This is a genomic window from Trichlorobacter lovleyi (assembly GCF_015239775.1).
GTDB classification, from domain to species: domain Bacteria; phylum Desulfobacterota; class Desulfuromonadia; order Geobacterales; family Pseudopelobacteraceae; genus Trichlorobacter; species Trichlorobacter lovleyi_B.
The window spans coordinates 2,277,361-2,302,833 of the sequence record NZ_CP058409.1 but is presented as its reverse complement, the minus strand read 5'-3'; the positions used below and the strand labels follow the sequence as shown (position 1 = coordinate 2,302,833).

Here is a 25,473-nt window from a genome sequence, read left to right as displayed (position 1 = left end):
AAGGCAGTTCCTGCTTTTTGTTTGTCCGGATCTGCGGAAAGATGCTATCAGGAAATCTGTGGCTCATATCTCTTCATCGTGACTGCGTTTGTGACGATACAATGGCCGGCATAACCTCCCTGTCCCTGCTCCTATGAGGTGCATGTGCTTCCTGAAATAGTAAGACGGCATATACTCGAGCGAAATGCTGTGCTGGGTGGTCGCCATCGGGGTGAGCGTTGCTTTATACTTGTTGACGGGCCTGCAATAAAGAATCTGGATCTTGAACCGCTGAAGGATGAAATATGCATAACGGTCAGTACCATTCCTGTTCATTTCGACTTTGCTTGCATTAAACCCCGGTATCACTGTCTACCCACCTTCCGTCCGTCGATCACCGAGGCCGTCTGGGATGACTGGATCCGGTCATTCACCACTGCTCTTCAGCTGTGCCACCCGGACACGGTTCTGCTTTGCCCTTTAGCTGATATAAAAAGAAACAACAGAAGCAGCACCCCTGTCGAGGCAGAAACCTATTATCTGGATTTCTCAGCCTCTCCTGACTTTTTATTGCGGCAGGGGATTGACCTGACGCAGCCGGTTTCAGGATCTCAAACAGCTCCTGTCATGGCGCTTCAGGCGGCAGTGTATATGGGGTTTAAGGATATTTACCTGCTCGGGCACGATCATGACTGGCTCGTGCCGCTGAATATCAGTCAGGACGTTGATCATCAGGATGCACATGGGGCCAGTGTTCATGACAGCAGGGACAGGGAGAGGCACGATGGTGGCCTGGAAAAAGACGGCCACTCCTATCTTCAGCTGGTGCAACAGTATCAGGCAATCAGGCAGGCCGCTGCCCGGTCAGGAATTGCTATCTTGAATGCGGCTGAAGGCACTCTACTGGATGTTTTTCCAAGGGTTGCCTTTGGCGATTTGTTTGCTGACGCCGCTTTGGCTGCTGCGCCATTTCAAAGGAAAAGCAATGAATATGGGTTTTTCGGGGATTTTTCCACCTGGGCAGAAGCGGTGCAGTATGCGGGGCGTTATGATGCGCCCCTGATTTTTGAAAGGGTTAAAGAGGCCGCACTGCAGGTAAAGTCAGGCAAGGCTGCCTACGAACGAGACACGGTGGTCTTTGATACCATCCCTTATGAATGGATAGCACCGCTTGCGTACTGGCTGCCGCAGATCGCCTCTGAATATGACCAAGCTCTTAATCTGATAGATTTCGGAGGCTCACTGGGGAGTACCTACTTTGCCTTAAGGGGGTATCTGGCAGGAGTCAGGGAGTTAAAGTGGAATATCGTTGAGCAGGCTCATTTTGTCGAATATGGCAATGCCGCAATTTCCGATAGTTGTTTGAGATTCTTCAGCAGCATGTCTGAGTGCGTGCAACATCAAAAACCTTCAATTGTCCTGCTGTCCGCGGTGCTTGAGTATCTGGAGAAACCATACGGATTTATTGAGGAGCTGCTTGCTTATAACTTTGACTATATCATTTTTGACAGAACCCCCTTTATTGCAGGAGACCATGACCGTTTAACGGTGCAATTCGTGTCTCCTGAAATCTATGAGGCCTCCTATCCGGCATGGTTTTTCTCAAAAAAGAAATTTCTCCGGCTGTTTACCGGTCAATATGAGATAGTAGCAGGCTTTTCAGCACAGGATAGCGTTAACATCCCTTCAACCTTCGAGGGGTTCGTGTTTAAGCGTATTGCCCCAAAGCCCGCTGAGGCATCAACCGCAGATGCCGCTGAATGGGCTCACTACAATGAACTTGGCGATTTTATCAGGCGAATCGATACGCCTGCCAACAAACAACATTTTTTAGCAGATGGCTGTCAAACCGGAGAACAACAAAAAGAGTTGCGGACTCATCGTACGGTTAACTCCTGTTTAAGCGAGTTTTCTGCCCGGCACCAACTGATTACCATAAAAAACAAACCGACCTATGCCATCTTCGAGATGTCAAACCGATGCAACCTGCATTGTTCACTTTGTAATACCGGGGCAATGAGACCGCATTTCCCGGGCGTTGAACGGGGCACTATGCGGTTTGAGACCTTTAAGGCCGGCCTGGATAAGCTTTTGCCGGAGATCGAGTCAATTTTACTCTATAACTGGGGAGAGCCGCTTCTTAATAACGATCTGTTTCGATGCATTGAATACGCAAAGGGCTATCATGTCCGCACGCAGCTCAGTACCAACATGATGCTGTACACTGAAGAAACAGGTCTGCACCTGATTCAGTCAGGGCTTGATAAGCTGATTGTCTCATGTGATGGTCTCGACCAGGCAACCTATCAAAAATATCGTTCCGGTGGTGATTTGGCTAAGGTTGTGACGTCAGTTGAAAATATTATTCTGCAAAAACGCCGTATGCGTACACTGCACCCGCATATTGAAATGCAATGTATCGTCTTTGCCTTTAATGAACACCAGATGCAGCCGTATGAACAATTTTGGCTATCAAAAGGGGTGGATACGGTTAACTTCATAAAAATGTCGTATATGTCATCGTATGGTCGGGCCAAGGCGCAAAATAACGGCTACATACCGTCGCATCAGGATTTTCAACCACACTTTCCCTATGGGGCCATGAAGTCATGCTCAGAGCCTTACAACCATGTAACGATCGATTGGAATGGTGATTGGTATACGTGTTGCTTTCCTTCAGGCATGCGGGAGTACCGTATCGGCAATATTGTGACTGACGATTTCTGGGAAATCTGGAATGGCGAAAAGTATCGGTATTGCCGGGCATTATTGAAAAATCAGATAAGTGGTGATGGCTATTGTGAGACAATCTGCCATGATTGTACGGGCGTTTTTCCAAGCCGGGATACAAAACGTTATTGGCTTCAGGAGACCGAATAATGTTCTGGGATGATATCAAGCTGGTAACAGAGCAAATATCACGCTATGGCCTGCGTGGAACGCTTGTTGACATAGGTGGTATGGAACAACCGTTTATTGCCGACTATGATCTGGCTATTACTACCGGTGACCAGGATGCCTGTTCCATCTCATTAGGGCAGCGTCCGTTTGATCATATTGACCCTCAGTATATAATTTTGAACCCGGACAAGGGTGATCCCGCAATAGAATATTTACCTTACGTCTTTGAAAATCGGATCAGTACAGCAGTCTGCCTGAACGTCATAGAACATGTCAAAAATCCTTTCAAGGTCTTTGAGGCGCTGTTTAAAGTGATGAGAGACAACAGTCTGCTGATTATCGAGACGGTTTTTGCCTATCCCTACCATCCCTCACCGGATGATTTTTGGCGCTACACCCCTGACTGCTTACGTTACTTGAGCAACTGCGCCGGTTTTGTGGTTCTTGAATGTGACTGGCGCCTCTATGTGCCTGCCAGTCTGGGAATTGTCTATCCAGGGACGAATGAAGCCCATGAGATCCGGTCGGTTTATGCAACCTTGTCAAAAGGCGATTTTGTGGCAATGCCGCAAAGGATATACAGTCTGCCTCAGCGCTTTTCGAGCAACGCTGCAGCCAACCGGCTGCTTGGACGCGGATAGCCAATGAACTCAAACGGGTGGCATGTGCCGGCGCCTGAGGTGGCCGCCTTTGAGGGGACGTCTGACGCGTATTGCGGTACCGGAAGTGCGGGAGAGGCCAGAGGTACCGATGCGGTATTATTGCACCTATTTTGATAAGAACTACCTGCTGAAGGGGCTGGCCCTGATCAGTTCCCTGCACGCCCATGAGCCGGATCCGTTCAGGCTGTATGTGGTCTGCCTTGATGAGCTGACGCAGGAGCTGCTGAATCGTTTGGCGATCACCCAGGTGGTTACGGTGCCGCTGGCCGCTATTGAGGCCGGAGACAGCGCTTTGGCATCGGCAAAGCAAAACCGGAGCCAGGTTGAATACTACTGGACCCTGACGCCTTCCGTTATAGCCTACCTTCTGAAATGTTATCCCTCGATCGAATTGATCACGTACCTGGATGCCGATCTGTACTTCTTTTCCTCAACCGCCCCGATCTATGCTGCTCTTGGTGACAACGCGGTACTGATCCACGAACATCGTTTTTCGCCGGAGCTGGCTTTTCTGGCAAAGTACGGCACCTATAATGTCGGACTGCTTTGCTTCAGAAACAATAGCAATGGCCGTGAGGCACTCAGCTGGTGGCGGGATCGTTGTCTTGAATGGTGCTATCAGCGGGTTGAAGATGGCAAGTTCGGGGATCAGCTTTACCTTGAGGACTGGCCCGCCCGCTTCACCGGGGTGCGGGTACTGGATCATGCCGGCGGCGGGGTGGCCCCTTGGAATCACGATAATTATCGCTTCTCATGCGATGCATCAGGGCACCCCCTGGTGGACGGCAATCCGGTCATCTTTTACCATTTTCACGCGTTTACCTTCCTGACACCTGATGTTGTCATGCCTGCACGGGATTTGCACTACCCGTTGCCTGTGCACGTCGTTACCAGCTGTGTCGCTCCCTACCTTAGCTGTCTTGAACAACAACTGATCAAGTTGCGTCGTATCATGCCTGGCTTTTTGCACGGGCTGGCACAGGATGCCGAACATTTGAAGGAACAGCACAGCTTCGTCGCTCATACAGCGGTTGCCGGAGCACTGCAACAGGGTGGAGGCGCTCCTTATCCCTGCATCGACCTCGGCAACGGCTGGCACCTGTTTTGCTCCAGCCAGACACGGGACAGCTCTGCCGATGCCGCATCGTTGCAGCTACCCCTGCCTGAGCAGCGTGAATGCCCGGAAAAGGCAGACTTACAAATATGTTGCAAGTTACCACTGCCTACGATTGCACTGGTGACTCCCTCCTACAACCAGGCTGACTATCTGGAGGAATGTATTGATTCTGTCCTGGGGCAGGGCTATCCGAACCTGGAATACGTTATCATGGATGGCGGCAGCACCGATGGATCTGTCGACATCATCCGCAAATATGAAAGACATCTGGCCTACTGGCAGAGCAGGCCGGATGGCGGCCAGTACCAAGCCATCAACGAAGGGTTCCGGCATACCCGCGGTGAACTGATGACCTGGTTGAATTCAGACGACAAGTTTCATCCCTTGGCCTTTGCCAAGGTGGTCTCCGTTTTCATAACCCACCCGGAAGCCGAGTGGATCACAGGCCGACAAAATGAATGGGACCGTGCCGGCAGGCTTCATTATCTTCAAGAAGATTTGGAGGTGCTGAGCCGCCGTAAGTATCTGAACGGCATCTTTGATAAACCTTTTATACAGCAGGAAGGAACCTTCTGGAGGCGGACGTTATGGGAAGCTGCAGGCGGCGCACTTTCAAGCAATTTTGAGCTGGCAGGCGATCTGGAGCTTTGGGTGCGCTTTTTCAGGGTGACCGTACTTCATCAGGTTGACACCCTGTTGGCCGGGTTCCGCCGCGTTTACGGTACGCAAAAGAGCTACTTGCACCGTGAGCAATATTATCATGAGGCCAAAAACATCCTGACGGCAGAGCGGGCACGGTTTGCCGGGGTTCTTGATACCTTACCGGGTATGCCGGCACCGTTTAAGATAACTCGTGAACAGGTTGCCGCACTGATAGCTCAACCCGGTTTTGCCCCTGCCCTGTCTTTAGATACCCGCCCGGCGTGGAGACAGTACCTGAGCGATATTCGAGTGGCAGTAGCCAGGCTTCATAATGGCCAACAACTTGACCGGGTGGATTTTTTTCAGCAGGAAGTCGGCCTGCTTGCGTTGATCGAAAAGCGGCACCTTGTTGCGGAGCTGCTGCAGCTTAATAAGTTGTCAGTCCTGCGGGACCAGTGTCAGCGTCTTTTGCAGGAGGGGGAGGATCTCCTGGGGCAGGGAGAGTGCGGAGGGGCAGAACAGCGGTTCAGCCGGGCTGCAGTCATTGATCCTTGTTCAGCGCGTCTTCATCGTGACCTCGGGCGTCTCAATCTGTGCCGGGGCGAATACGCGCGTGCCTTTAACGAGTTCCGTTTTGCTCTGGAGTATCAGCCATACAATGCCGGTCTGGCGGAAGAGATGATTGCGGTCCTGTGCCGGTTGGGGCAGGATACTGTGGCAGCGGCATTTTGCCGCGAATACTTGACGATTAACCCGGATAGTCAGGAAATACGTCGCTTAGCCCTTGGTCTGGCGTCGCACGAGGAGCTGGACAGGTAACCTGTCTGTGAGATGACAGGTACCTCTCTCTGGATAACCCATTATGCGAAACTCTTGCAGCTATAGGAGCTATAACCGTTTGGTCCGTGCGATCTCATTGCTCGAGTCATCGCACTGTCATGAGCAACAACCGCTCAGGCAATCACCACACTACCGGAATAGCACTGAGCCTCCTCTGGTAACGGCAATTATCTCAGTCTACAATGCCGAACGTTTTATGCGGGGCAGGCTTGAAAATCTTGTCGAACAGACATTGTTCGCGCAAGGGCTACTTGAATTGATCATCATTGATTCCAACTCTCCGCAGAATGAACTCGTCAGCATCCAACCGTTTTTGACAGCCTATCCCGAGAACATCCGCTACCTGCGTACAGAACGGCGGGAAACGGTCTACGCCGCCTGGAATCGTGGTATCAGTATGGCTCGTGGCCGTTATGTGATCAACGCAAACACAGACGACCGGTTCTGCGCCAATGCCCTTGAGCTACTCAGCAGATACCTCGATGCCGACCCTTCCCTCGACGCCGTTTACGGCGACTGGTTGGTGACAAACATTGAAAATGACCGGTTTAACTACGATGCGCACCAGTTTCACTTCAGGTATCCGCCGTTTTATCCTCCTTTGCTGCTGTACTATCAGATCAGCTCCCATGCCGTGATGCTTCGCCGCTCCGTATTTGATAAAATCGGAATGTATCAATCCGACCTGAAGGTGGCTGGAGATCGTGAACTTATGCTGCGGTTCGCCAGTGCCGGCCTGAAGGCAAAACGGGTTGCCGCGACACTCGGCCTCTATCTTGAACATGCTGTAAGCGTTGAACATGCCGAGAAATCTGGAAAAGAGGAGTTGATCGCACTCCGAAACCAATATACCTCACCTGAACGTCTGGCAAGGCTTTACGGGCGCTCAGTGCCTGTACAACAGGAGGAGCTGGCGCAGCTCTACGTGGAAACTGGCGCATTAGGGTTTCAATTTTACCGTTGGGGAGACCACTGGGTAAGCGATCTGGATTTTGCCGAAGCCATGTTTCTGCAGGCGCTGGTATGGGACCCTTCCAATGCATTGGCGCATCAAAATCTTGGAATTATCAAGTCAATCCGGTGCGGTGAGCATACCGGTGCCCGCTTTTGGGCTGGTATTGCCAGAGGCGTTCTGCCACCTCTCGTGTCTGTCATCGTTCCCACACGCAATCGTCCGGACATGTTGCGGGAGGCTATCGGTAGTATTCTGCATCAAAGTATCTCCAGTCTTGAAGTCGTTGTGGTAAACGATGGCGGCGACGATCTGACTGCGCTTTTGGAGTCGTTGCACGACGACCGTATCGTACATCTCAGGCTGCCCGAACGGCGGGAACGTTCAGCAGCACGGAATGCCGGCATCCGGGCCGCACGCGGGCAGTATATCGCCTATCTGGATGACGACGACCTGTACTATCAGAATCATCTGGCCACCGTGATTGGCTTTATGGAGCAGCAGGGGGTACCGGCAGCCTACAGTGACGCCTACCGTGCACGCCAGCAGTCGCTTGATGGCAACTATGTGACGATCGAGCGTAACGTGATCTATGCAGACGAATTTGATCGGGAAACGCTGCTGTGTGAAAATTATATCCCGATTCTTTGCATGGTGCATAAGAGGAGCTGCCTGGAAACAGCCGGCATGTTCGATGAATCACTATGGACCCATGAGGATTGGGATTTGTGGATCAGGATCGCACGCCACTATCCAATCAAACGGGTCCCCCGGATTACCTGTGAATACCGCATCCGGGACGACCTTACCAATACCTCGACCCGCCATAAGGCGGACATGGTGGCAACCCGGAAAAAGTTGTATCGGCGTTACCGTCATGAACTGCGGAACCCTTCGGAAAGTCTGTCAAAACAACAGGGGGGACTGTTCAATCAACTGGTTAGTATGTATCAAACCCTTGAACAACAGCTGGCGTCGTCAGGTTGGCCGGTGGAAGAAATGCCGTCAGAGCCTTTCCTGGCGAGACTTTTCGTAGAAACCGCCGCTTCCCGTCAGCAACTGCTCTCTGCCTGGTGGTGGCACCGGGCACATAGCTGTGTAAAACTGGCAGACCGGCTTTACTGTCTTGAGCAGGCTATAGCCGCAGATACGGAAAATGCTGCTGCCACGCTGGAGCGGGCACAACTCCTGTGCCAGAGTGCATCAGATCATTGTGCATGCGAAGCCGCTCTGCGAGCATTGCTGGAGTTAAATCCGCTTGACCGTAGTGCAGCAGGAGTCCTTTTGGCGCTGCAAAACAGAACGATGTGACTTCAACCGGGGGCCACAATACGTATCGCGAAATGGCGGCAAACAAAAAGGCTTAGCCGATTTGGCTAAGCCTTTGATTTTTTTGGAGCGGGAAACGGGATTCGAACCCGCGGCCTTCAGCTTGGGAAGCTGACACTCTACCACTGAGTTATTCCCGCTCAATGGAGCACCTTTTATAGCGAAAGGTGCTCCGCCTTGTCAATCTCTAGATTTATGCGCATTCAGAGTAGCCGCAGACATGGCAGACCATGCAGCCGCCTTCGTGCTCGACAATGCCGCCGCATTCGGGGCAGGCGCCACGCTCATGCTGGGTAGCCTCTGCATTCAGGTCGTAGCCGTTTTCAAGCATGTGGGCCTGAATTGCCTTGGCCACGGCGTCGGCGCAGGAGAGTACCCGGTTTTCGCCGTAACCGGAAGGGCAGTGGCAGGAGATGCCGAGCAGTTGCTTGATGACCTGGCGGGCCTGGATGCCGCTGCGCCATGCCAGGGAAACCATCCGTCCGATCGCCTCTGATTGGGAGGCTGCGCAACCACCGGCCTTGCCCATGGTGGTGAACAGTTCAAACAGGCCGTTCTTGTCTTCGTTAACGGTGATGTAGAGCGGGCCGCAGCCGGTCTGCATCTGGTAGGTCCAGCCTTTCAGCGCCTTGGGGCGTTCACGCTTGATGGCATGTTTGTCGTCTTCCATCGGCAGCGCTGCTACAGCGGCCTTTTCTTCTTTCTTGGTGGTGGAGAGGACCTGCTCGTCACGGGAGCCGTCGCGGTAGATGGTGACCCCTTTGCAGCCGGTCTTGTAGGCCAGCATGTAGACGTTTTCAACATCTTCAATGGTGGCGGTATTGGGAAAGTTGACCGTCTTGGATACGGCGTTGTCGGTGTGGTACTGGAAGGCGGCCTGCATCTGGATATGGTCTTCCGGGGTGATGTCATGGGCAGTGACAAAGACCCGGCGGACATCGGCAGGAACCTCGTCCAGATCATGTACCGTGCCATGTTCAGCAATTTTTTCCATCAGTTCTGCGGAATAGAAGCCACGCTCCTTGGCCAGTTTTTCAAAGGTCGGATTGACCTCGATCAGTTTGGTGCCGTCCATGACGTTCTTGACATAGGAGATGGCAAAGAGCGGCTCTACGCCTGAAGAGGCGTTGGCGATCATGGAGATGGTGCCGGTGGGGGCGATGGTGGTGACTGTGGCGTTCCGTTGCGGCAGGGCACCCTTTTTGTCAAAGGTTGAGCCGATAAAGTTGGGGAAGGAACCGCGTTTCTGGCCCAGTTCACGTGAGGCGGCATGGCCTTCGTCATTAATGAACTGCATGACCTTTTTGCCCAGTTTGACCGCTTCACCGGAGTTGTAGGGAACTCCCAGCAGGATCAGCATGTCTGCCCAGCCCATGACTCCCAGACCGATCTTGCGGTTTGCGTGGGTCATATCGTGGATTTGCTGCAGCGGGTACTTGTTGGCCTCGATCACGTTATCCAGGAAGTGGACCGAGTCATGAATGACCTCTTTGAGCCGGCTCCAGTCAATCGCCCCGTCGTTGACAAAACGTCCCAGGTTGATGGAGCCCAGGTTGCAGGACTCGTAGGGCAGTAGCGGCTGCTCGCCACAGGGGTTGGTTGATTCGATCTCACCGACATGGGGAGTCGGGTTGTCACGGTTAAGGCGATCCAGGAAGATGATGCCCGGTTCGCCGTTTTCCCAGGCCTGGTTGACGATCCGCTGGAACACCTTGCGTGCGTTCAGGGTGCCCATCTTGCTTTTGTCGCGGGGGTTGAGCAGGTCATACTCTTCGTCACGCTCAACCGCCTCCATGAACTTCTCGGTCAGGCCGACCGAGATATTGAAGTTGTTGAACAGCTTCTGATCGGCCTTGCACATGATGAAATCCATGATGTTGGGGTGATCAACCCGCAGGATACCCATGTTGGCGCCACGGCGGGTGCCGCCCTGCTTGATGGTTTCAGTGGCGGTATCAAAGACCCGCATAAAGGAGATCGGGCCGCTGGAGACACCGGTGGTGGTCTTGACCAGGTCGTTGGCCGGACGCAGACGGGAGAAGGAGAAGCCGGTGCCGCCGCCGGATTTGTGGATCATGGCGGTAAACTTGACCGCATCAAAGATCTCTTCAATCGAGTCGCCCACCGGAAGCACGAAACAGGCGGAAAGCTGCCCCAGTTCACGTCCTGCGTTCATCAGGGTCGGGGAGTTGGGCAGAAAGTCAAAGCTGACAATCATCTCATAGAAACGGTCTGCAAGTTTTTTGACATCAGCCTTTTTATCAAATTTTTTGTCCGGCTCGGCAATGGTCTCTGCAACCCTGCGAAACATATCAGACGGGGTCTCAAGCGGTTTGCCGCTGGGGTCCCGTTTAAGGTAGCGTTTTTCAAGGACGGTAAGGGCGTTGGGGGTGAGCGCAGGTTGACCGGCAGCAGACGCTTGTGCGGGCATGGTTGTGTTCTCCTTGTCAGATGGTTCCTATATGCTTTATAACGTGGTACAGGGAAGTGCTGATGAAGGTGATGCTGGCTGTTACGGGCTGATCACAACATTTTGTGCTGACGTAGCGATAGAACCACAACATATATGTGCTGTCAACAGCAAATGTTAAGATATGTTTGGTGTGGTCAGCAAAGTTTTTGAATACAGGAAGGTTTTTAAAAATTACGCTCTCTGGACACTATGCTATGAACATTATTCGTATATTTAAAAAATTGAATGTTTTGCCGGTGCAGCCCACCGCCCGCAAAAGCTGTCACGTATCCCCTGCGTCTCTACTCCGTACAGTGCTGTTTGCTGCTCTGATCATGACTCAGACCGGCTGCCAGCAGCTGTTTCATGCCCAGGACGCCCCGCTCAAAGGGCAGACGGTAACCGTCTCCATGACGGTCCCGCAGCCGCCGCCCCCTGCAGCGAAACCGTTACAGCAGGGGGCTGAAGCGCCGGCGCAGCAGAAAACAGCACAACAGAAGCCGCTTGACAGCCGCCTGCTGCCAAGCGAGGCTGCTGTTAACAACGATCCGCTGTCAGTCAAACCACAGCCCGATGCCCCCAAGCCTGATCTGTCAAAGCCGGTTCGCAGTGCGGTGGAAAAGGCTGATACCGTGCTGGTCAACAAGACCGTTGCAGAAGATCTGGTGCTGCGTGGTACCGTTTTGATCAGGGGGGCGCTGGTAATTGCACCCCAGGCAACCTTGCGGATTGACCCCGGTACCCAGATCAGGTTTGCTCCCGGTCCCGGTTCTGCAGAGCTTGCGCACCTGGTGGTACAGGGGCGGATTGTGGCCAACGGTACGGTGCAGCAGCCGGTTGTCTTCGCACCTGCCCTGAGTGATTCGCTGGCCGGTGACTGGGGCGGGGTGGTGCTGTTAAACAGCGAGAAGAAGAACAGCTTTGACCATTGCCGTATTGAAGGTGCCCAGACCGGTATTGCGGCCCATTCTTCCCGCTTCTCGGGGCGCGGGGTCATGGTTTCCAAGTCCCGGACAGGCATTGCCCTGTATGATTCCGAAGCCAGTTTGCAGGGCTGTACCATCAGCCGCTGCGACAGGGGCTGCAGGCTCGCCGACAGTGAACTTGATCTGCGTGACAGTACCGTGCGGGAGAATCGCCAGGGGATTGTCGCACAGCATTCGTCATTTACCCTGTCCAGCGTCAAGGTGCTGAGTAACTCCCAGGAAGGGGTCAGTGCGGATCAGTGCCGCTTTCGTCTGACCAGCAGTCTGTTTGCCGAGAACCGGAGCGGAGTGAGGTTGACCGGGGGGGACGGCCAGCTCTTTCTCTGCCGTCTCTCCCAGAACCGTGAAAGCGGAGCTGAACTGGTGGGGGTGAAAATACGGATCAACAACTCATCCTTCATACAGAACAGCGGGGTTGGCCTCCTGCTTGAAAACGCCCGCGGCAGTGTTGCCGGGTCTGTGTTTGACGATAACAGGGGCGGCAATCTGCACAACCGTGGCAGCGAGCCGTTTGCGGCCCTGCTTAATTGGTGGGGCAGTGCCGATGAAACGCAGGTTGCAGCCGGTATCCTTGACCCGGAGCGGAAGCAGGATGCTGCCTTGGTCCTGTTTGTTCCCTTTCTGAAAGAACGCCCGGTAACGGCCCCTTAGCCGGTCTGCGCCATGTCTATCTACCTTGATAATGCAGCCACCAGTTTTCCCAAGCCTGAACAGGTCTATCAGGCAGCCCTGCAGGCGATGCAACAGGTCGGGGCATCACCCGGCAGGGGCGGCTACGGCCGTTCATTGGATGCCTCCCGTCTGGTGCTGGATACCCGCGAGGCTGCTGCACGGCTTTTCAACTGTGCTGATTCCTCCCGCATCGTATTTACCGGCAACGCCACCATGGCCCTGAATCTGGCAACCGTGGGGACCCTGCTGCCGGGTGACCATGTGATTACCAGTGCCATGGAGCATAACTCCCTGCTGCGGCCGCTGTTTCAACTTGAAAAACAGGGGGTTGAACTGACGGTTCTGCCGGCTGATGCGCAGGGACTGGTGGAACCTGAACAGATCAGGCAGGCGCTGCGTACGCAGACCAGGATGATTGCACTGTCCCATGTCTCCAATGTCACCGGCGGGATTCAGGATATTCAGCAGGCCGCCGGTATTGCCCGCGAAGCCGGCGCTTTGCTGCTGCTTGATGCAGCCCAGTCTGCCGGCGCCCTGCCGATCGATATGCAGGCCATGGGGATTGACCTGTTGGCGGTGCCGGGCCATAAAGGACTGCTTGGACCGCAGGGGACCGGTTTGCTGGCCGTTGCCCCGGGTGTACCGCTGCGGCCGATCATCGCCGGGGGGACCGGCAGCAGTTCTGACCAGGACCACCAGCCGGACAGCTTCCCGGAGGGGTTTGAGGCCGGTACCCATAATCTGCCCGGTATTGCCGGCTTGGGAGCCGGTCTGGCATTTCTGCTTGAAACCGGTGTTAGCACGGTCGGACAGCATGAACAGCTGCTGGCGGAACATCTGCGGCAACGGCTTGGCGGTCTGGCCGGCTGCAGGCTGTTCGGGCCGCTGCAGCCGGAGCGGCGCTCCGGTCTGCTGTCACTGACGGTTGAGGGATGGGACCCCTCACTTCTGGCCTTTTACCTTGATCGCGAGTATGGTATTGCGGTTCGGGCCGGTCTGCATTGCGCCCCCCGTGCCCACCGCGCGATCGGCAGCTACCCGACCGGAACCCTGCGCATAAGTCCGGGCTGGTTTAACACCCTTGCTGATATTGATAGCTGCTGTGATGCTCTTATCTCGATTACCCAGAAAGGCGATTCATGAAATTCTTTATTCTCGACACCAACGTACTCCTCCATGATCCACAGGCACTGTTCAAGTTCGAAGATAACACCATCATCATACCGATTACGGTGATTGAAGAGATAGACCGTTTCAAGAAAGACATGAATGAAACCGGGCGCAATGCCCGTTCCATCTCGCGGGTTCTGGATATGCTGCGGGAAAAGGGATCACTGTCCAGCGGTGTCAGCCTGCCGGGCGGCGGTCTGCTGCGGGTGGAGCTGTGTGAAGAACAGGCTCTGAACCGGATGCCCAAGGATCTGCGGGATGATAAGGGGGATAACCGGATTCTGGCGGTGGCCCAGGTCACCCATGAACGTTTTCCCGATGAGGCGGTCGTTTTTGTAACCAAGGATACCAACCTGCGGATCAAGGCCGATGCCATCGGTCTGGTGGCAGAGGATTATGAATCTGACAAGGTTGACATCCAGGAGCTGTATGCCGGTGCCCGCACCATCGAGATGGGGCCTGATTCCATTGACCGTTTCTACGGTCAGGGCTGGCTTGAGGCTCCGGAGGGGCTGCTGCCCAATGAGTATGCCACCCTGATCGACACCAGCAACCCCTCCCATACGGCGCTCTGCCGTTTTGATCTGGCCACCGGCAAGGTGGTGCCGGTCCGCAAGGTGCCCAAGGAGGGTGTCTGGAGTATCCATGCCCGCAACCGTGAACAGCAGTTTGCCCTGGATGCCCTGGTGGATGACAATATCAAACTGGTCAGCCTGGTGGGCAAGGCCGGTACCGGCAAGACCCTGATGGCCATTGCAGCTGGCCTGCAGAAGGTGGCTGAGGAGAATGTCTACAACCGCCTGCTGGTCTCCCGTCCGGTCTTCCCGATGGGCAAGGACCTGGGTTTTCTGCCCGGTGATATTGAAGAGAAGCTGACCCCCTGGATGCAGCCGATCTTTGACAACGTTGAGCTGCTGATCTCCGGCCATGAGTCTGAAAAGCGTCATAGCAACAAAGGCTACAAGGAGCTGATGGCCATGGGGCTGCTGGATATCGAACCGCTGACCTATATCCGTGGCCGTTCGATTCCGAACCAGTACCTGATCGTGGACGAGGCCCAGAACCTGACCCCCCATGAGATCAAGACCATTGTGACCCGGGCCGGAGAGGGGACCAAGATCGTCCTGACCGGTGACCCGTACCAGATTGACAACCCCTATGTGGATTCCTCCAGTAACGGCCTGTCCTACCTGGTGGAGCGCTTCAAGAACGAGCGGATCTCGGCCCATGTGACCCTGACCAGAGGTGAGCGGTCAGAACTGGCTGAATTGGCTGCCAACCTGCTGTAGAAACGTATTTTTTCGCAACCCGGTGCTGGTCTGCGACCTTGCGGAAATGTCATGTTTCCTGAATCGGAAAGAAATTGAGCTGATATGGTACTGTTAGCCATTGAAACATCCTGTGATGAGACGGCCGCCGCAGTAGTTCGCGACGGCCGTCTGGTCCTGTCCAGCGTCGTCTCCTCCCAGGTGGCGGTGCATGCCGAGTATGGCGGCGTGGTGCCGGAGATCGCCTCCCGCAAACATCTGGAGATGATCACGCCGGTTGTACGGCAGGCCCTTGATGAGGCCGGTGTTGCGCTGGCCGCGATTGAGGGGATTGCCGTGACCCGCGGTCCCGGGCTGCTGGGAGCATTGCTGGTGGGGGTCTCAATGGCAAAATCCCTGGCCCTGGCCTGCAAGATCCCGCTGGTGGGGGTGCATCATATTGAAGGGCACTTGCTGGCCGGTTTTCTGGAACAGCCGGTTGCGTTTCCGTTTCTGGCGCTGGTGGTGTCCGGTGGCCATACCCACCTCTATCGGGTGGATGGTATCGGCCGTTATCGTATCCTGGGACGCACCATTGATGATGCGGTTGGCGAGGCCTTTGACAAGACCGCAACCCTGCTGGGACTTGGTTATCCGGGAGGAGCCGTGATTGACCGCCTGGCGCAACAGGGCAGTCCGTCAGCGGTGAAACTGCCCCGTCCTCTGCTGCATGACGGCTCACTTAATTTCAGTTTCAGCGGGCTTAAGACCGCCGTACTGACCCATCTGAAGAAACAGCCCCGTCTTCCGGAAGGTGCTGAACTGCATGATCTCTGCGCCTCGTTTCAGGCGGCGGTCTGCGAGGTGCTGGTAAAGAAGACCGAGGCTGCCCTGAAGCAGGAAGGGCTGCAGCGGCTGGTGGTGGGCGGTGGTGTGGCCTGTAACAGCGGACTGCGTCAAACTATGCAGCAGCTGGCAACCCGGCGCGGGATTGAACTGCAGATACCGCCCCCTGTCTTGTGCGGTGACAACGCTGCCATGCTGGCTGTGGCCGGTGATGCCTACCTCTCGGCCGGGTGTCAGGATTCCCTTGCCCTGGATGCGGTGGCCACCTGGCCCCTTGATCAGGTGGCCCGTTGGGAGCAACTGCCATGAACCAGTCTTTTCCCCGTCCCCGCAAGGCCCTGGGGCAGAACTTTCTGAGTGACCATAACATCATCAGGAAGATCCTGACTGCAGCTGACCTGCAGCCGACGGACCGGGTGCTGGAAGTGGGGCCGGGCAGGGGGGCGCTGACGGAGCTGCTGGCCGGGCAGGCCGGACAGCTGGTGGCTGTGGAGTTTGATCGTGATCTGGCTGCATTGCTGCGTGAGCGGTTTGCCGGACAACAACAGGTCACGATCCATGAGCAGGACATTCTGAAGGTCGACTTTGAACAGCTGCTGGGCAGTGGCCGCTACAAGGTGGTGGCCAACCTGCCGTACAATATCTCAACCCCGGTGCTGTTCAGGTTTCTTGAAGAACGCCAGCGTTTTTCAAGGTTGGTGGTGATGCTGCAGAAAGAGGTGGGCGAACGTCTGGCAGCGCAGCCTGACTGTAGCGATTACGGCATACTGACGGTGCTGTTCCGCCAGTGGTTCGAGGTGAGACGGGAGTTTCTGGTGCCGCCGGGCTGTTTTTTTCCGCCGCCCAAGGTTGATTCCGTGGTGATCAGTCTGACCCCGCTGGCGGTGTCACGGGTAGACGTGGGCAATCAGGCCCTGTTTGAGCGGCTGGTCAAGGCCGCCTTTGGCATGCGGCGCAAGACCCTCTGGAACTGCCTCAAAAGCGGCGCTCTGGCAGAACCGGAACAGCTTGCACAGCTGCTTCAGGACTGTTCCGTTGATGGCCGCCGTCGCGGTGAAACCCTGACTATTGAGGAATTTGCCCTGCTGTCACGCTCCCTGTCAAACCAGCTCGGGATATAAAAAAGGCCGCCTGCTTTTCAGCGGCGGCCTTGTGTCAATGCAGCAGATGGGGTTATTTCTTTTTTGCCCGGGGAGCTGCAGCAGCTTTTGGGGCCTTTGCCGGAGCAGCCTTTTTAGGTGCCTCCGCAACCGCCTTCTTGGCTGCCAGGTTGGCCATACGGGTTGCACGACCCTTGGCCAGCTTTTCACCCAGATTATTGTTGATCGCCGACTGGCGCCGGGCTTCTGAGTAGTTTTTGGCAGCCAACGGGGTGCCACTGGCGATACCGAACTGTTTGCGATACTCACTGGCCTTCAGGCCGTGGGCCTGCTTCAGGTGGCGGGAAAGGGTCTTGAAACCGCCCTTGCCGCAGATCAGGCAGATGATCTGATCCTTCTGAATTGATTTTTTAGGGGCGATGGCAGGTGTAGCCTCTTTTGCAACGTCCTCTTCTGCAGCCGGAAGATCGGAGTCGAGATTTTTGAGTGCGGCATAGACCTTTTGAATCTCTTGTAACAGTTCATCGGAACTCATTTCAACTGTTGCAGCGTGAGATGATACAATGTTTGCCGTTAACTCAACCAGTATTGATGACATGTTTCCTCCATATATGCTATGCCAGTATTAATAACTTTTCTCATCTAACAGTATACATTCATTAAATCAAGCAGTTTCTTTTGCTCTGAAAGTGGATCTGAAAAAAAGTTTGACCGTGCTAACATCCTTCTGGTACTACAAAAAACTTTCAACATGCCGACTTTGTCTGAGGTGACGTGAATATGCCGTATATCGTGATTGAAGAAGAACGTTGCAAGGGGTGCGGGCTCTGTACCATCGCCTGCCCTAAAAAGCTGGTGCAATTAAGCAGTCAGCCCAATGCCCTGGGATACACCCTGGCAGTATTCAGCAACCCAGAAAACTGTACCGGCTGCTGTCTCTGCGCCGAGATGTGCCCGGATGTTGCCATAACCGTGTTTAAGGAAGATAAACAATGAGTGCGTTGAAACGGAAGTTTGTCAAAGGCAATGAAGCGGTTGCCATGGCTGCCATCGAAGCGGGGGTGCAGTGTTATTTCGGCTACCCGATTACCCCCCAGAGCGATATTCCTGAGTACCTTTCCCGTGAACTGCCCAAGGCCGGCGGCACCTTCATTCAGGTGGAGAGCGAGATCGGCGCCATCAACATGGTGCTGGGGGCCTCGGCCTGCGGCGTCCGCGCCATGACCTCCTCCTCCGGCCCCGGCATCTCGCTCAAACAGGAAGGGATCTCCTACATGGCCGGTTCCGAGCTGCCCGGCGTGATTGTTGATATCATGCGCTCCGGTCCGGGACTGGGCGGTATTGATGCCTCCCAGGCAGATTATCATCAGGCCACCAAAGGGGGCGGGCATGGCGGCTACCGGATTATTGTGCTGGCTCCCAACTCCGGCCAGGAGATGTACGACCTGACCATGCTGGCCTTTGACCTGTCCGATCAGTACCGCATGCCGGCCATGGTGCTGGCTGATTCGGTGCTGGGGCAGATGAAGGAATCGATTGTCCCCCATCCCCGGCCGAAGGCCGACCTGCCTGCCAAGGAGTGGGCCGTGCGTGGCACCGGTGGTGGTGTGCAGAACGTGGTCAAATCGCTCTACCTGGGTGATGGCGAGATGGAGAAGTTTCACTGGAAGATGCATGCCCGCTATCAGGAGCTGGCAGACAAGGAGTCACGCTGGGAAGAGTTTGCCACCGACGATGCCGAGCTGATTGTGACCGCCTTTGGCTGCACCTCCCGCATCGCCCGTACTGCCGTTGAAATGGCCCGTGCAGAAGGGCTCAAGGTCGGCCTGATGCGGCCAATTACCCTGTTCCCGTTCCCGAAAAAGGGGTATGCCGAGCTCTCGGCCCGTTGTAAGCGCTGGCTGACCATGGAGCTCTCCACCGGTCAGATGGTGGATGATGTCCGCCTGGCTGTGGCACGGGATGCCGAGGTGGAGTTCTATGGCCGCCCGCCGGGGGCCGGCTCGTTGCCCACCCCGGAAGAACTGTTTACCCAGATCAAGAAATTCTGTTAAGGACCAATGGATATGAAGCAGGTATTTTCCAAACCGGTAAGTTTGAAGGATGTTCAGACCCATTTCTGCCCCGGCTGTCACCACGGTTCAATCCACCGTCTGGTGGCTGAGGCGATGGACAGCTTCGGGATTGCCGACAAGACCATCGGCTGCGCCTCGGTGGGCTGCTCGGTGTTCCTGTACGGCTACTTTACTATTGATGTGGTGGAATCTCCCCATGGTCGCGCTCCGGCGGTGGCCACCGGTGTCAAACGGGCCCGGCCCGACCGGATCGTGTTCACCTATCAGGGGGACGGCGACCTGGCTGCCATCGGTACCTCCGAGATCATCCATGCAGCCAACCGTGGTGAGAAGATCACCGTGATCTTTGTCAACAACACCACCTACGGCATGACCGGTGGCCAGATGGCCCCCACCACCATGCCGGGCCAGAAGACCTCGACCTCACCCAATGGCAGGGATGTGGCCAATGACGGCAAGCCGTTCAAGATGGCGGAGCTGCTTTCCAATCTTGATGGCGTGGCCTACTCGGCCAGGGTGGCCCTGAACAACCCCAGGAATGTGCTGCAGGCCAAGAAGATCATCAAAAACGCCTTTCAGTATCAGGTGGAAGGCAAGGGGTTTGCCTTTATTGAGGCGCTGGCAGCCTGTCCCACCAACTGGGGCATGAATCCGCTGGCAGCCAATGAGCGGGTGGGGAGTGAAATGATTCCCTACTTCCCGCTGGGTGTCTTTAAAAATAACGAAAACCTGTAACTGGAGCAAATTCTATGCGTTATGATGTCTTTTTTGCAGGGTACGGCGGCCAGGGTGTACTGTTGGCCGGTAACCTGCTCTCCTATGCGGCCATTCGTGAAGGTAAAAACGTCTCTTTTTTTCCGGCCTACGGCGTGGAAAAAAGGGGCGGGGCAGCCATGTGTACCGTGGTGTTTGCCGATGGTGAGACCGGCTCACCGGTGGTCGGTGAACCTTCTGTCTCCGTGATCCTGAATCAGCTTTCCTTTGAAAAATATGCCGCAAAGGTCAAGCAGGGCGGTATCTGTCTGGTAAACAGCTCGCTGGTTGAACTGGGCGGGGAGGCGTGTGAGGGACGGGAGCTGCTTGCCGTGCCGATGAACCAGATTGCGATTGAACTGGGAGATGTGCGGATGGTCAACATGGTGGCCTGCGGTGCCTATGCCGCTGCAACCGGCGCCCTTGCCCTGGAATCACTGCGGGAAGCACTGCAGGATGCCCTGCCGGAACGCAACCACAAACTGATTCCGGCTAACATCAAGGCGATTGAGGCGGGGGCTGCTGCAGTTTTTTCTGCACGAAAAGCTTGACTCGCAGCTGATAGTTTGCTATTTAACTTTTCTCTTTTTTAGGGGTGTCGCCAAGCGGTAAGGCACCGGATTTTGATTCCGGCATTCCTAGGTTCGAATCCTGGCACCCCTGCCATAGAAATTAAGCACCTGCGAGCAATCGCAGGTGCTTTTTTCTTTTCCGGCACGTTTCAGCTCTTCTGCGATCAAGAGGCCACAGGGCTCACCTCGGGTGGGCCTTTTTTATTATTCTGTTCAACTCGGATGAAAACGTGTACGTTGTTCTAATTAAATTCAACTACGGCAGTTAAAGGACTACCTCCATGGCTCTAACTAGAAATCTTGCAGAGCTGGCTGAGTATCTTGGGGGGAGTGTAACTGGTGACCCTTCGTTGGTTATTTCCGGCCTGGGTACCCTGGATAACGCAGGGGATGGCCAGATCACCTTTCTCGCCAATGAGAAGTATGCGTCAAAGGTCGTGACAACCAGGGCCTCTGCAATAGTATTTCATACCTCCTCCGATACCTGTGGCCGAAACGGCATCATGGTAGCCGATCCCTATCTTGCCTTTGCCAAACTCCTGACCCTCTTTACCAGCCGTACACGGGTTGCGCGCGGGATCATGTCCGGTGCCCATGTCGGTACCGATGTGGTGATCGGTGAGGATGTCAGCATTTATCCCGGCGCCTGTGTTGGAGACCGTGTTCAACTGGGCAAGCGGGTCACCCTGCATGCCAATGTCACCTTGTATGAAGGGGCGGTAGTGGGGGATGATGTCACCCTGCATGCCGGCGTATCGGTACGTGAAGGCTGCCGGATCGGCAATCGCGTCACCATTCACAACGGAAGCGTTATTGGTGGTGACGGTTTTGGTTATGTCCCTGATGGAGAAGGCTGGTTTAAGATTCCCCAGGTTGGCATTGTTATCATTGATGACGATGTGGAGATCGGTGTCAATTGTTCCATTGACCGGGCAGCTCTGGATGTTACCCGTATCGGCAGGGGCACCAAGATTGATAATCTTGTCCAGATTGCGCACAATTGCCAGATCGGCCCGGACTGTATGATTGTTGCTCAAACCGGGATTGCGGGGAGTACCACGCTTGGAAAACATGTCACCCTCGGGGGGCAGGTCGCTATCGTTGATCACCTTACGATTGGTGATAATGCCATGATATCAGGACAGTCAGGCGTGTTTAATAATGTCGAGGCAGGCGCCGTGCTCAGTGGCACGCCGGCAATTGCACATCAGACACGGCTGAAATCGGCAGCCGTGTTTCCGCACCTGCCTGAAATGAAGAAAAAGCTGATTAGGTTGGAAAAAAGGATGTTGAGGGTTGAAGAACAGCAGTAGCCTCCCGCTTTGCAACCTCGCCGTACTGTTTGATCGATGGTCGTCACCTGTCAGCCGGGGATAGACAAAAAACAGGCGCCTGCTCACAGCAGGTGCCTTTTTTGTTTACGCACAACATCCTTGACGATATTCTACCCCAATGATCCGTATCCGTCCCATGGCTGAGTCTGACCTTGATCTGGTGTTGCGGATTGAACAGACCTGTTTCCCCCGTGCCTGGACCAGAGCGCATTTTCATGCAGAGATCGGTTCGGAACGTGCCACGCCGGTGGTTGCCGAGCTTGATGGCCGGGTGGCCGGTTATCTCTGTCTGACCGTGCTGCTGGATGAGGCGGAAATTCTGGACCTGGCGGTTGATCCTGCCTGCCGGCGCAGCGGCATAGGCGCCGCACTGCTGGTCTGGGCCTGTGATGAGGCGGTCCGGCAAGGGGCAACGCTGCTGCGGCTTGAGGTACGGGCCACCAGTGCCCCGGCCATTGCCCTCTATGAACGGTTCGGGTTTGTCAGAAACGGTGTGAGGAAGGCGTACTACGAACAGGGCGTTGATGCCCTGTTAATGGATAAAAACCTCGTTGAGGAGGATGTGAATGCAGTTTAAGGCCATGATTCTTGACAATGCCGAGGTCTCCCCCGGCTACTGGCGGATGCGGATGACGGCACCACCGGAGATGCTTGCAGCCAGACCGGGCCAGTTTGTGATGGTGCGGGTCAATCCGTCCATCGATCCGTTGATCCGGCGTCCCTTTGGGGTTTTTGATGTGGGAACGCTGCAGCCTGCCTATACCGGCGCCGCTCCCCAGCCCTACCTGGAGATCCTTTACCGGGTGGTGGGCAAGGGGACCGGCATGCTCTCCACCCTGCATGATAACGATATTCTGGATATCCTCGGCCCGCTGGGGACCGGCTTTGAGAAAGGCCCGGCCGGTGAGGAGAAGCTGATTGTTGGCGGCGGTGTCGGTCTGGCCCCGCTCTACCTGCTGGCCAAGGAGCTGGTCAAGGATTCGCCGGTACGCCTGTTTGCCGGTGGTCGTACCAGGGATGACGTGCTCTGTATCACCGAATTTGAGCGGCTGGGGGTTGAGTGTTACACGGCGACCGAAGACGGTTCACTGGGGGAGTGCGGTCTGGTCACCAAGGTGCTGGAGCAGCGTCTGGATGCAACCGCCAACAAGGGCCAGATCTTTGCCTGCGGTCCCCACGGCATGCTGAAGGCGGTGGCCGGCATTGGGGCGCAACGCAATGTTCCGACACAGGTCTCCCTGGAAGGGTACATGGCCTGCGGCATGGGGGCCTGCCTGGGCTGCGTCTGTCAGGGGGCTGAACACAGTGCTGAAAACCCCGACTACCGCTGTGTCTGTACTGAGGGGCCGGTCTTTGAGGCGGCTGAACTGAAGTGGGAGGGGAACTGACATGAGACCTGCTATGTCTGTTGAGATCGGCAGCCTCAAGCTGCGTAACCCGGTCATGACCGCCTCCGGCACCTTTGGCTACGGTGAAGAGTTCAGCCAGTATGTTGATCTGGAAAAGATCGGTGCCTTTGTCACCAAGGGGTTGTCCCTGAAGCCTCGCGCCGGTAATCCCACCCCGCGGATTGTAGAGACTCCCGGCGGCATGTTGAACGCCATCGGCCTGCAGAATGTGGGGATTGATGCCTTTATCCAGAAAAAAGTGCCGTTCCTGCGTTCCGTGAATACCCCGGCCATTGCCAATTTCTTCGGTTATACCCCGGATGAGTATGCCGAGCTGGCTGCCCGTCTGGATGCGATTCCCGAGGTTGCCGCCCTTGAGGTAAATATCTCATGCCCCAATGTCAAACAGGGCGGGATCGTGTTCGGCACTGATCCGGGCTGCGCTGCCAGTGTGGTTGCGGCCTGTCGCGCTGCCACGCAAAAGACTCTGATCGTCAAGCTCTCTCCCAATGTGACCGATATTGTAGAAATGGCCCAGGCCTGTGAAGGGGCCGGGGCCGATGCCCTGTCGGTGATCAATACCCTGACCGGTATGGCGATTGATCTGGAACGTCGCAGGCCGGTGCTGGCCAATGTTACCGGCGGTCTGTCCGGTCCGGCCATCAAACCGGTTGCCCTGCGGATGGTCTGGCAGGTGGCCAGGGCGGTTAAGCTGCCGGTGATCGGTATTGGCGGCATCATGTCGGCAACCGATGCCCTGGAGTTCATCCTAGCCGGTGCAACGGCAGTGCAGGTCGGTACTGCCAGTTTTGTGAACCCCGGTGCCGCCCAGGAGATTGCCGAAGGGATGGAGCAGTGGCTGGCTGAGCGGGGGATTGCTGATATCAGGAGCCTGATCGGCGCACTGGAGGGGTAGGATGGCGACAACAGCAGCACAACAGCTGAATCAGGGAATGCTCTCACTGGTGGACCTGAACTTCTTTCTGGTCAACAAGCTGGTTGTGCTGTTGGTGGTGATCCTGTTCTTTACTACAGTGACGGTGGTACGTCGGGTGCAGGGCAAACCGCTCTCGCCCCTGGCGCCCACTGCGCTCAAGTTGTCGCTGCTGGGACTGGTGCTGCTCTATTTTGAGGCCACCCTGACCGGCTATCCCAACTATCGTCAGATCCTGGCCCGTATCCAGAGCGTGATCGTCCTGATCTGTCTGGCCAAGCTGGTGATCTACATACTGGTTGACATGATCCTCTGCCTGCGGCGTCATGGCGATGTGCCGATGTTGCTGCGGGACGCCATCCGCCTGGCAGTCTATCTGGCGGCGGGGATCGCCTCGTTGCGGCTGGTCTTTCAGGTGGATCTGTCTGCCGTTATCACCACCACCACGGTGTTGACTGCCGCCATCGCCTTTGCCATGCAGACCACGCTTTCCAATGCCTTTTACGGCTTTACGGTCCAGATCGACCCCCTGATGACCCGGGGCAGCTGGATCTCGATTCCTGAAAAAAACCTGTTTGGCGAGATCGTCAACGTCGGCTTCCGTTACATCACCCTGCGGACACTGGACAACAATCAGGTGCTGGTACCCAATACCGTGGTGGTCCAGAGCGTGGTCACCACCCACGGCTCGCTCAGGGAAGCGGCCCAGGAACGGGCCGCCCTGACCCTGACCATCGGTCTGCCCTATGAACTGCCTCCTGAACAGGCCAAGGCGCTGCTGTTGCAGGTTTTACAGGAGGATGCGCTGGTGCTTGCTGAACCGGCACCGGCCGTCCGGCTTCAGAACATGGCTGACAGCAGCATTGTCTACTTGCTCAAGTTCTGGCTGGCAGATCCGGCCCAGCGCAACCAGGCCCTGTCGGAACTGCAGACCAAGGCCTGGTACGCGGTTCATCGCGCCGGCTGGAGCTTTCCCTTTCCCCATCGTCAACTGGTTACCGGGGCGCTTAAGGAGTCGTTTCCCAATCAGCGTGATGAGATTCTGGCAGGGATACGCCAGTCACATCTGTTTGATGTGCTGACTGCTGATGAGCTTGCCCATCTGGTTGAAGCTGCCCGGATGCAACCCTTTTCACCCGGCGAGACCGCGGTCAGGCAGGGGGATGCAGGCAGTTCGCTCTTTTTCGTGCTGCGTGGCGAGATGGCGGTTGAGGTTGATGGGAAAGAAGTGGCCCGTCTTGGCCAGGGCAGGATGTTCGGCGAGATGTCGCTTCTGACCGGCGAACCCCGCCGGGCCACGGTCAGGGCCCACAGCGAGGCGATCCTGGCAGAACTTTCCAAACCGGCCATCGCCGACCTGTTGGACAGCAACGACAAGCTGATGGAGCGGCTGGGAGAGGCGCTGTCGCGGCATACTGCAAGCAACCGGCAACTGCAGGAGCGACAGCTGGATTCCGTTGTTGATGAACGTAGCCCGGTTGATTACCTGAAGCGGCTGAGGGACTTCTTTGGAAAGGGGTAG

The 25,473-nt window shown here is 55.7% G+C and carries 20 protein-coding genes and 2 tRNA genes; 19 read left to right on the top strand and 3 right to left on the bottom strand.

Annotation, left to right across the window (positions count from 1 at the left end):
• The first annotated feature begins 144 nt into the window (after positions 1-144).
• From FY034_RS10570 to FY034_RS10555, 4 genes are all read left to right on the top strand, one after another.
• A complete protein-coding gene (locus FY034_RS10570) occupies positions 145-2,859 on the top strand; it encodes a methyltransferase, TIGR04325 family (RefSeq protein WP_265550309.1) in 2,715 nt (904 codons plus the stop codon).
• On the top strand, positions 2,859-3,521 hold the full coding sequence (locus FY034_RS10565) for a methyltransferase domain-containing protein (RefSeq protein ID WP_265550307.1): 663 nt from the start codon (positions 2,859-2,861) through the stop codon (positions 3,519-3,521). Before FY034_RS10570 ends, FY034_RS10565 begins: the two co-directional genes overlap by 1 nt.
• A gap of 109 nt (positions 3,522-3,630) precedes the next feature.
• Positions 3,631-6,120 carry a glycosyltransferase gene (locus FY034_RS10560; protein ID WP_265550305.1) on the top strand — a complete coding sequence of 830 codons (2,490 nt, stop codon included), beginning with the start codon at positions 3,631-3,633 and terminating at the stop codon, positions 6,118-6,120.
• Positions 6,121-6,199: 79 nt separating this feature from the next.
• Positions 6,200-8,404 carry a glycosyltransferase family 2 protein gene (locus FY034_RS10555; protein ID WP_265550303.1) on the top strand — a complete coding sequence of 735 codons (2,205 nt, stop codon included), beginning with the start codon at positions 6,200-6,202 and terminating at the stop codon, positions 8,402-8,404.
• An 83-nt stretch (positions 8,405-8,487) separates the two neighbouring features.
• Here the strand turns inward: FY034_RS10555 and FY034_RS10550 are convergent.
• Positions 8,488-8,562 (bottom strand) — tRNA-Gly (locus tag FY034_RS10550).
• 53 nt (positions 8,563-8,615) lie between these two features.
• Complete coding sequence (locus tag FY034_RS10545; protein ID WP_265550302.1) at positions 8,616-10,853, bottom strand: vitamin B12-dependent ribonucleotide reductase; 2,238 nt, start codon at positions 10,851-10,853, stop codon at positions 8,616-8,618.
• 356 nt (positions 10,854-11,209) lie between these two features.
• Between FY034_RS10545 and FY034_RS10540 the strand changes: the two genes are divergently transcribed.
• The 5 genes from FY034_RS10540 (at position 11,210) to rsmA (ending at position 16,916) form a co-directional block, all read left to right on the top strand.
• Positions 11,210-12,511, top strand: a complete 1,302-nt coding sequence (locus FY034_RS10540; protein ID WP_265550300.1) for a right-handed parallel beta-helix repeat-containing protein — start codon at positions 11,210-11,212, stop codon at positions 12,509-12,511.
• A 12-nt stretch (positions 12,512-12,523) separates the two neighbouring features.
• Positions 12,524-13,675, top strand: coding sequence for an aminotransferase class V-fold PLP-dependent enzyme (locus tag FY034_RS10535; RefSeq protein ID WP_265550298.1), 1,152 nt, complete (start codon positions 12,524-12,526; stop codon positions 13,673-13,675).
• Positions 13,672-14,991, top strand: coding sequence for a PhoH family protein (locus FY034_RS10530; RefSeq protein ID WP_265550296.1), 1,320 nt, complete (start codon positions 13,672-13,674; stop codon positions 14,989-14,991). The genes FY034_RS10535 and FY034_RS10530 overlap by 4 nt, the downstream gene beginning before the upstream one ends.
• A gap of 84 nt (positions 14,992-15,075) precedes the next feature.
• Positions 15,076-16,104 carry a tRNA (adenosine(37)-N6)-threonylcarbamoyltransferase complex transferase subunit TsaD gene (gene tsaD, locus FY034_RS10525; protein WP_265550294.1) on the top strand — a complete coding sequence of 343 codons (1,029 nt, stop codon included), beginning with the start codon at positions 15,076-15,078 and terminating at the stop codon, positions 16,102-16,104.
• Positions 16,101-16,916 carry a 16S rRNA (adenine(1518)-N(6)/adenine(1519)-N(6))-dimethyltransferase RsmA gene (gene rsmA / locus FY034_RS10520; RefSeq protein ID WP_265550293.1) on the top strand — a complete coding sequence of 272 codons (816 nt, stop codon included), beginning with the start codon at positions 16,101-16,103 and terminating at the stop codon, positions 16,914-16,916. The genes tsaD and rsmA overlap by 4 nt, the downstream gene beginning before the upstream one ends.
• A 52-nt stretch (positions 16,917-16,968) precedes the next feature.
• Here rsmA and FY034_RS10515 read toward each other — a convergent pair whose 3' ends face one another.
• Entirely contained in the window at positions 16,969-17,493 is a 525-nt protein-coding gene (locus FY034_RS10515; protein ID WP_265550291.1) for a MucR family transcriptional regulator, read from the bottom strand.
• A gap of 182 nt (positions 17,494-17,675) precedes the next feature.
• On the opposite strand from FY034_RS10515, the gene FY034_RS10510 reads away from it, so the two are divergent.
• From FY034_RS10510 to FY034_RS10465, 10 genes are all read left to right on the top strand, one after another.
• Positions 17,676-17,891, top strand: a complete 216-nt coding sequence (locus FY034_RS10510) for a 4Fe-4S dicluster domain-containing protein (protein ID WP_265550290.1) — start codon at positions 17,676-17,678, stop codon at positions 17,889-17,891.
• Positions 17,888-18,949: a 3-methyl-2-oxobutanoate dehydrogenase subunit VorB gene (locus FY034_RS10505; RefSeq protein WP_265550287.1), complete on the top strand. Its 1,062-nt coding sequence runs from the start codon at positions 17,888-17,890 to the stop codon at positions 18,947-18,949. The genes FY034_RS10510 and FY034_RS10505 overlap by 4 nt, the downstream gene beginning before the upstream one ends.
• A gap of 12 nt (positions 18,950-18,961) precedes the next feature.
• Complete coding sequence (locus FY034_RS10500) at positions 18,962-19,705, top strand: thiamine pyrophosphate-dependent enzyme (RefSeq protein ID WP_265550283.1); 744 nt, start codon at positions 18,962-18,964, stop codon at positions 19,703-19,705.
• A gap of 14 nt (positions 19,706-19,719) precedes the next feature.
• The gene (locus FY034_RS10495; protein WP_265550281.1) at positions 19,720-20,274 is read left to right on the top strand and encodes a 2-oxoacid:acceptor oxidoreductase family protein; all 555 of its coding nucleotides are present in this window, start codon (positions 19,720-19,722) and stop codon (positions 20,272-20,274) included.
• Positions 20,275-20,314: 40 nt separating this feature from the next.
• Positions 20,315-20,389, top strand: a tRNA-Gln gene (locus FY034_RS10490).
• Positions 20,390-20,576: 187 nt separating this feature from the next.
• The gene (gene lpxD / locus FY034_RS10485) at positions 20,577-21,608 is read left to right on the top strand and encodes a UDP-3-O-(3-hydroxymyristoyl)glucosamine N-acyltransferase (RefSeq protein WP_265550279.1); all 1,032 of its coding nucleotides are present in this window, start codon (positions 20,577-20,579) and stop codon (positions 21,606-21,608) included.
• Positions 21,609-21,747: 139 nt separating this feature from the next.
• Positions 21,748-22,206, top strand: a complete 459-nt coding sequence (gene rimI, locus FY034_RS10480; RefSeq protein WP_265550277.1) for a ribosomal protein S18-alanine N-acetyltransferase — start codon at positions 21,748-21,750, stop codon at positions 22,204-22,206.
• Positions 22,196-23,017 carry a dihydroorotate dehydrogenase electron transfer subunit gene (locus FY034_RS10475; protein ID WP_265550275.1) on the top strand — a complete coding sequence of 274 codons (822 nt, stop codon included), beginning with the start codon at positions 22,196-22,198 and terminating at the stop codon, positions 23,015-23,017. Before rimI ends, FY034_RS10475 begins: the two co-directional genes overlap by 11 nt.
• Position 23,018: 1 nt before the next feature.
• The gene (locus tag FY034_RS10470; RefSeq protein ID WP_265550273.1) at positions 23,019-23,933 is read left to right on the top strand and encodes a dihydroorotate dehydrogenase; all 915 of its coding nucleotides are present in this window, start codon (positions 23,019-23,021) and stop codon (positions 23,931-23,933) included.
• Between the two features lies 1 nt (position 23,934).
• Entirely contained in the window at positions 23,935-25,473 is a 1,539-nt protein-coding gene (locus FY034_RS10465; RefSeq protein ID WP_265550271.1) for a mechanosensitive ion channel family protein, read from the top strand.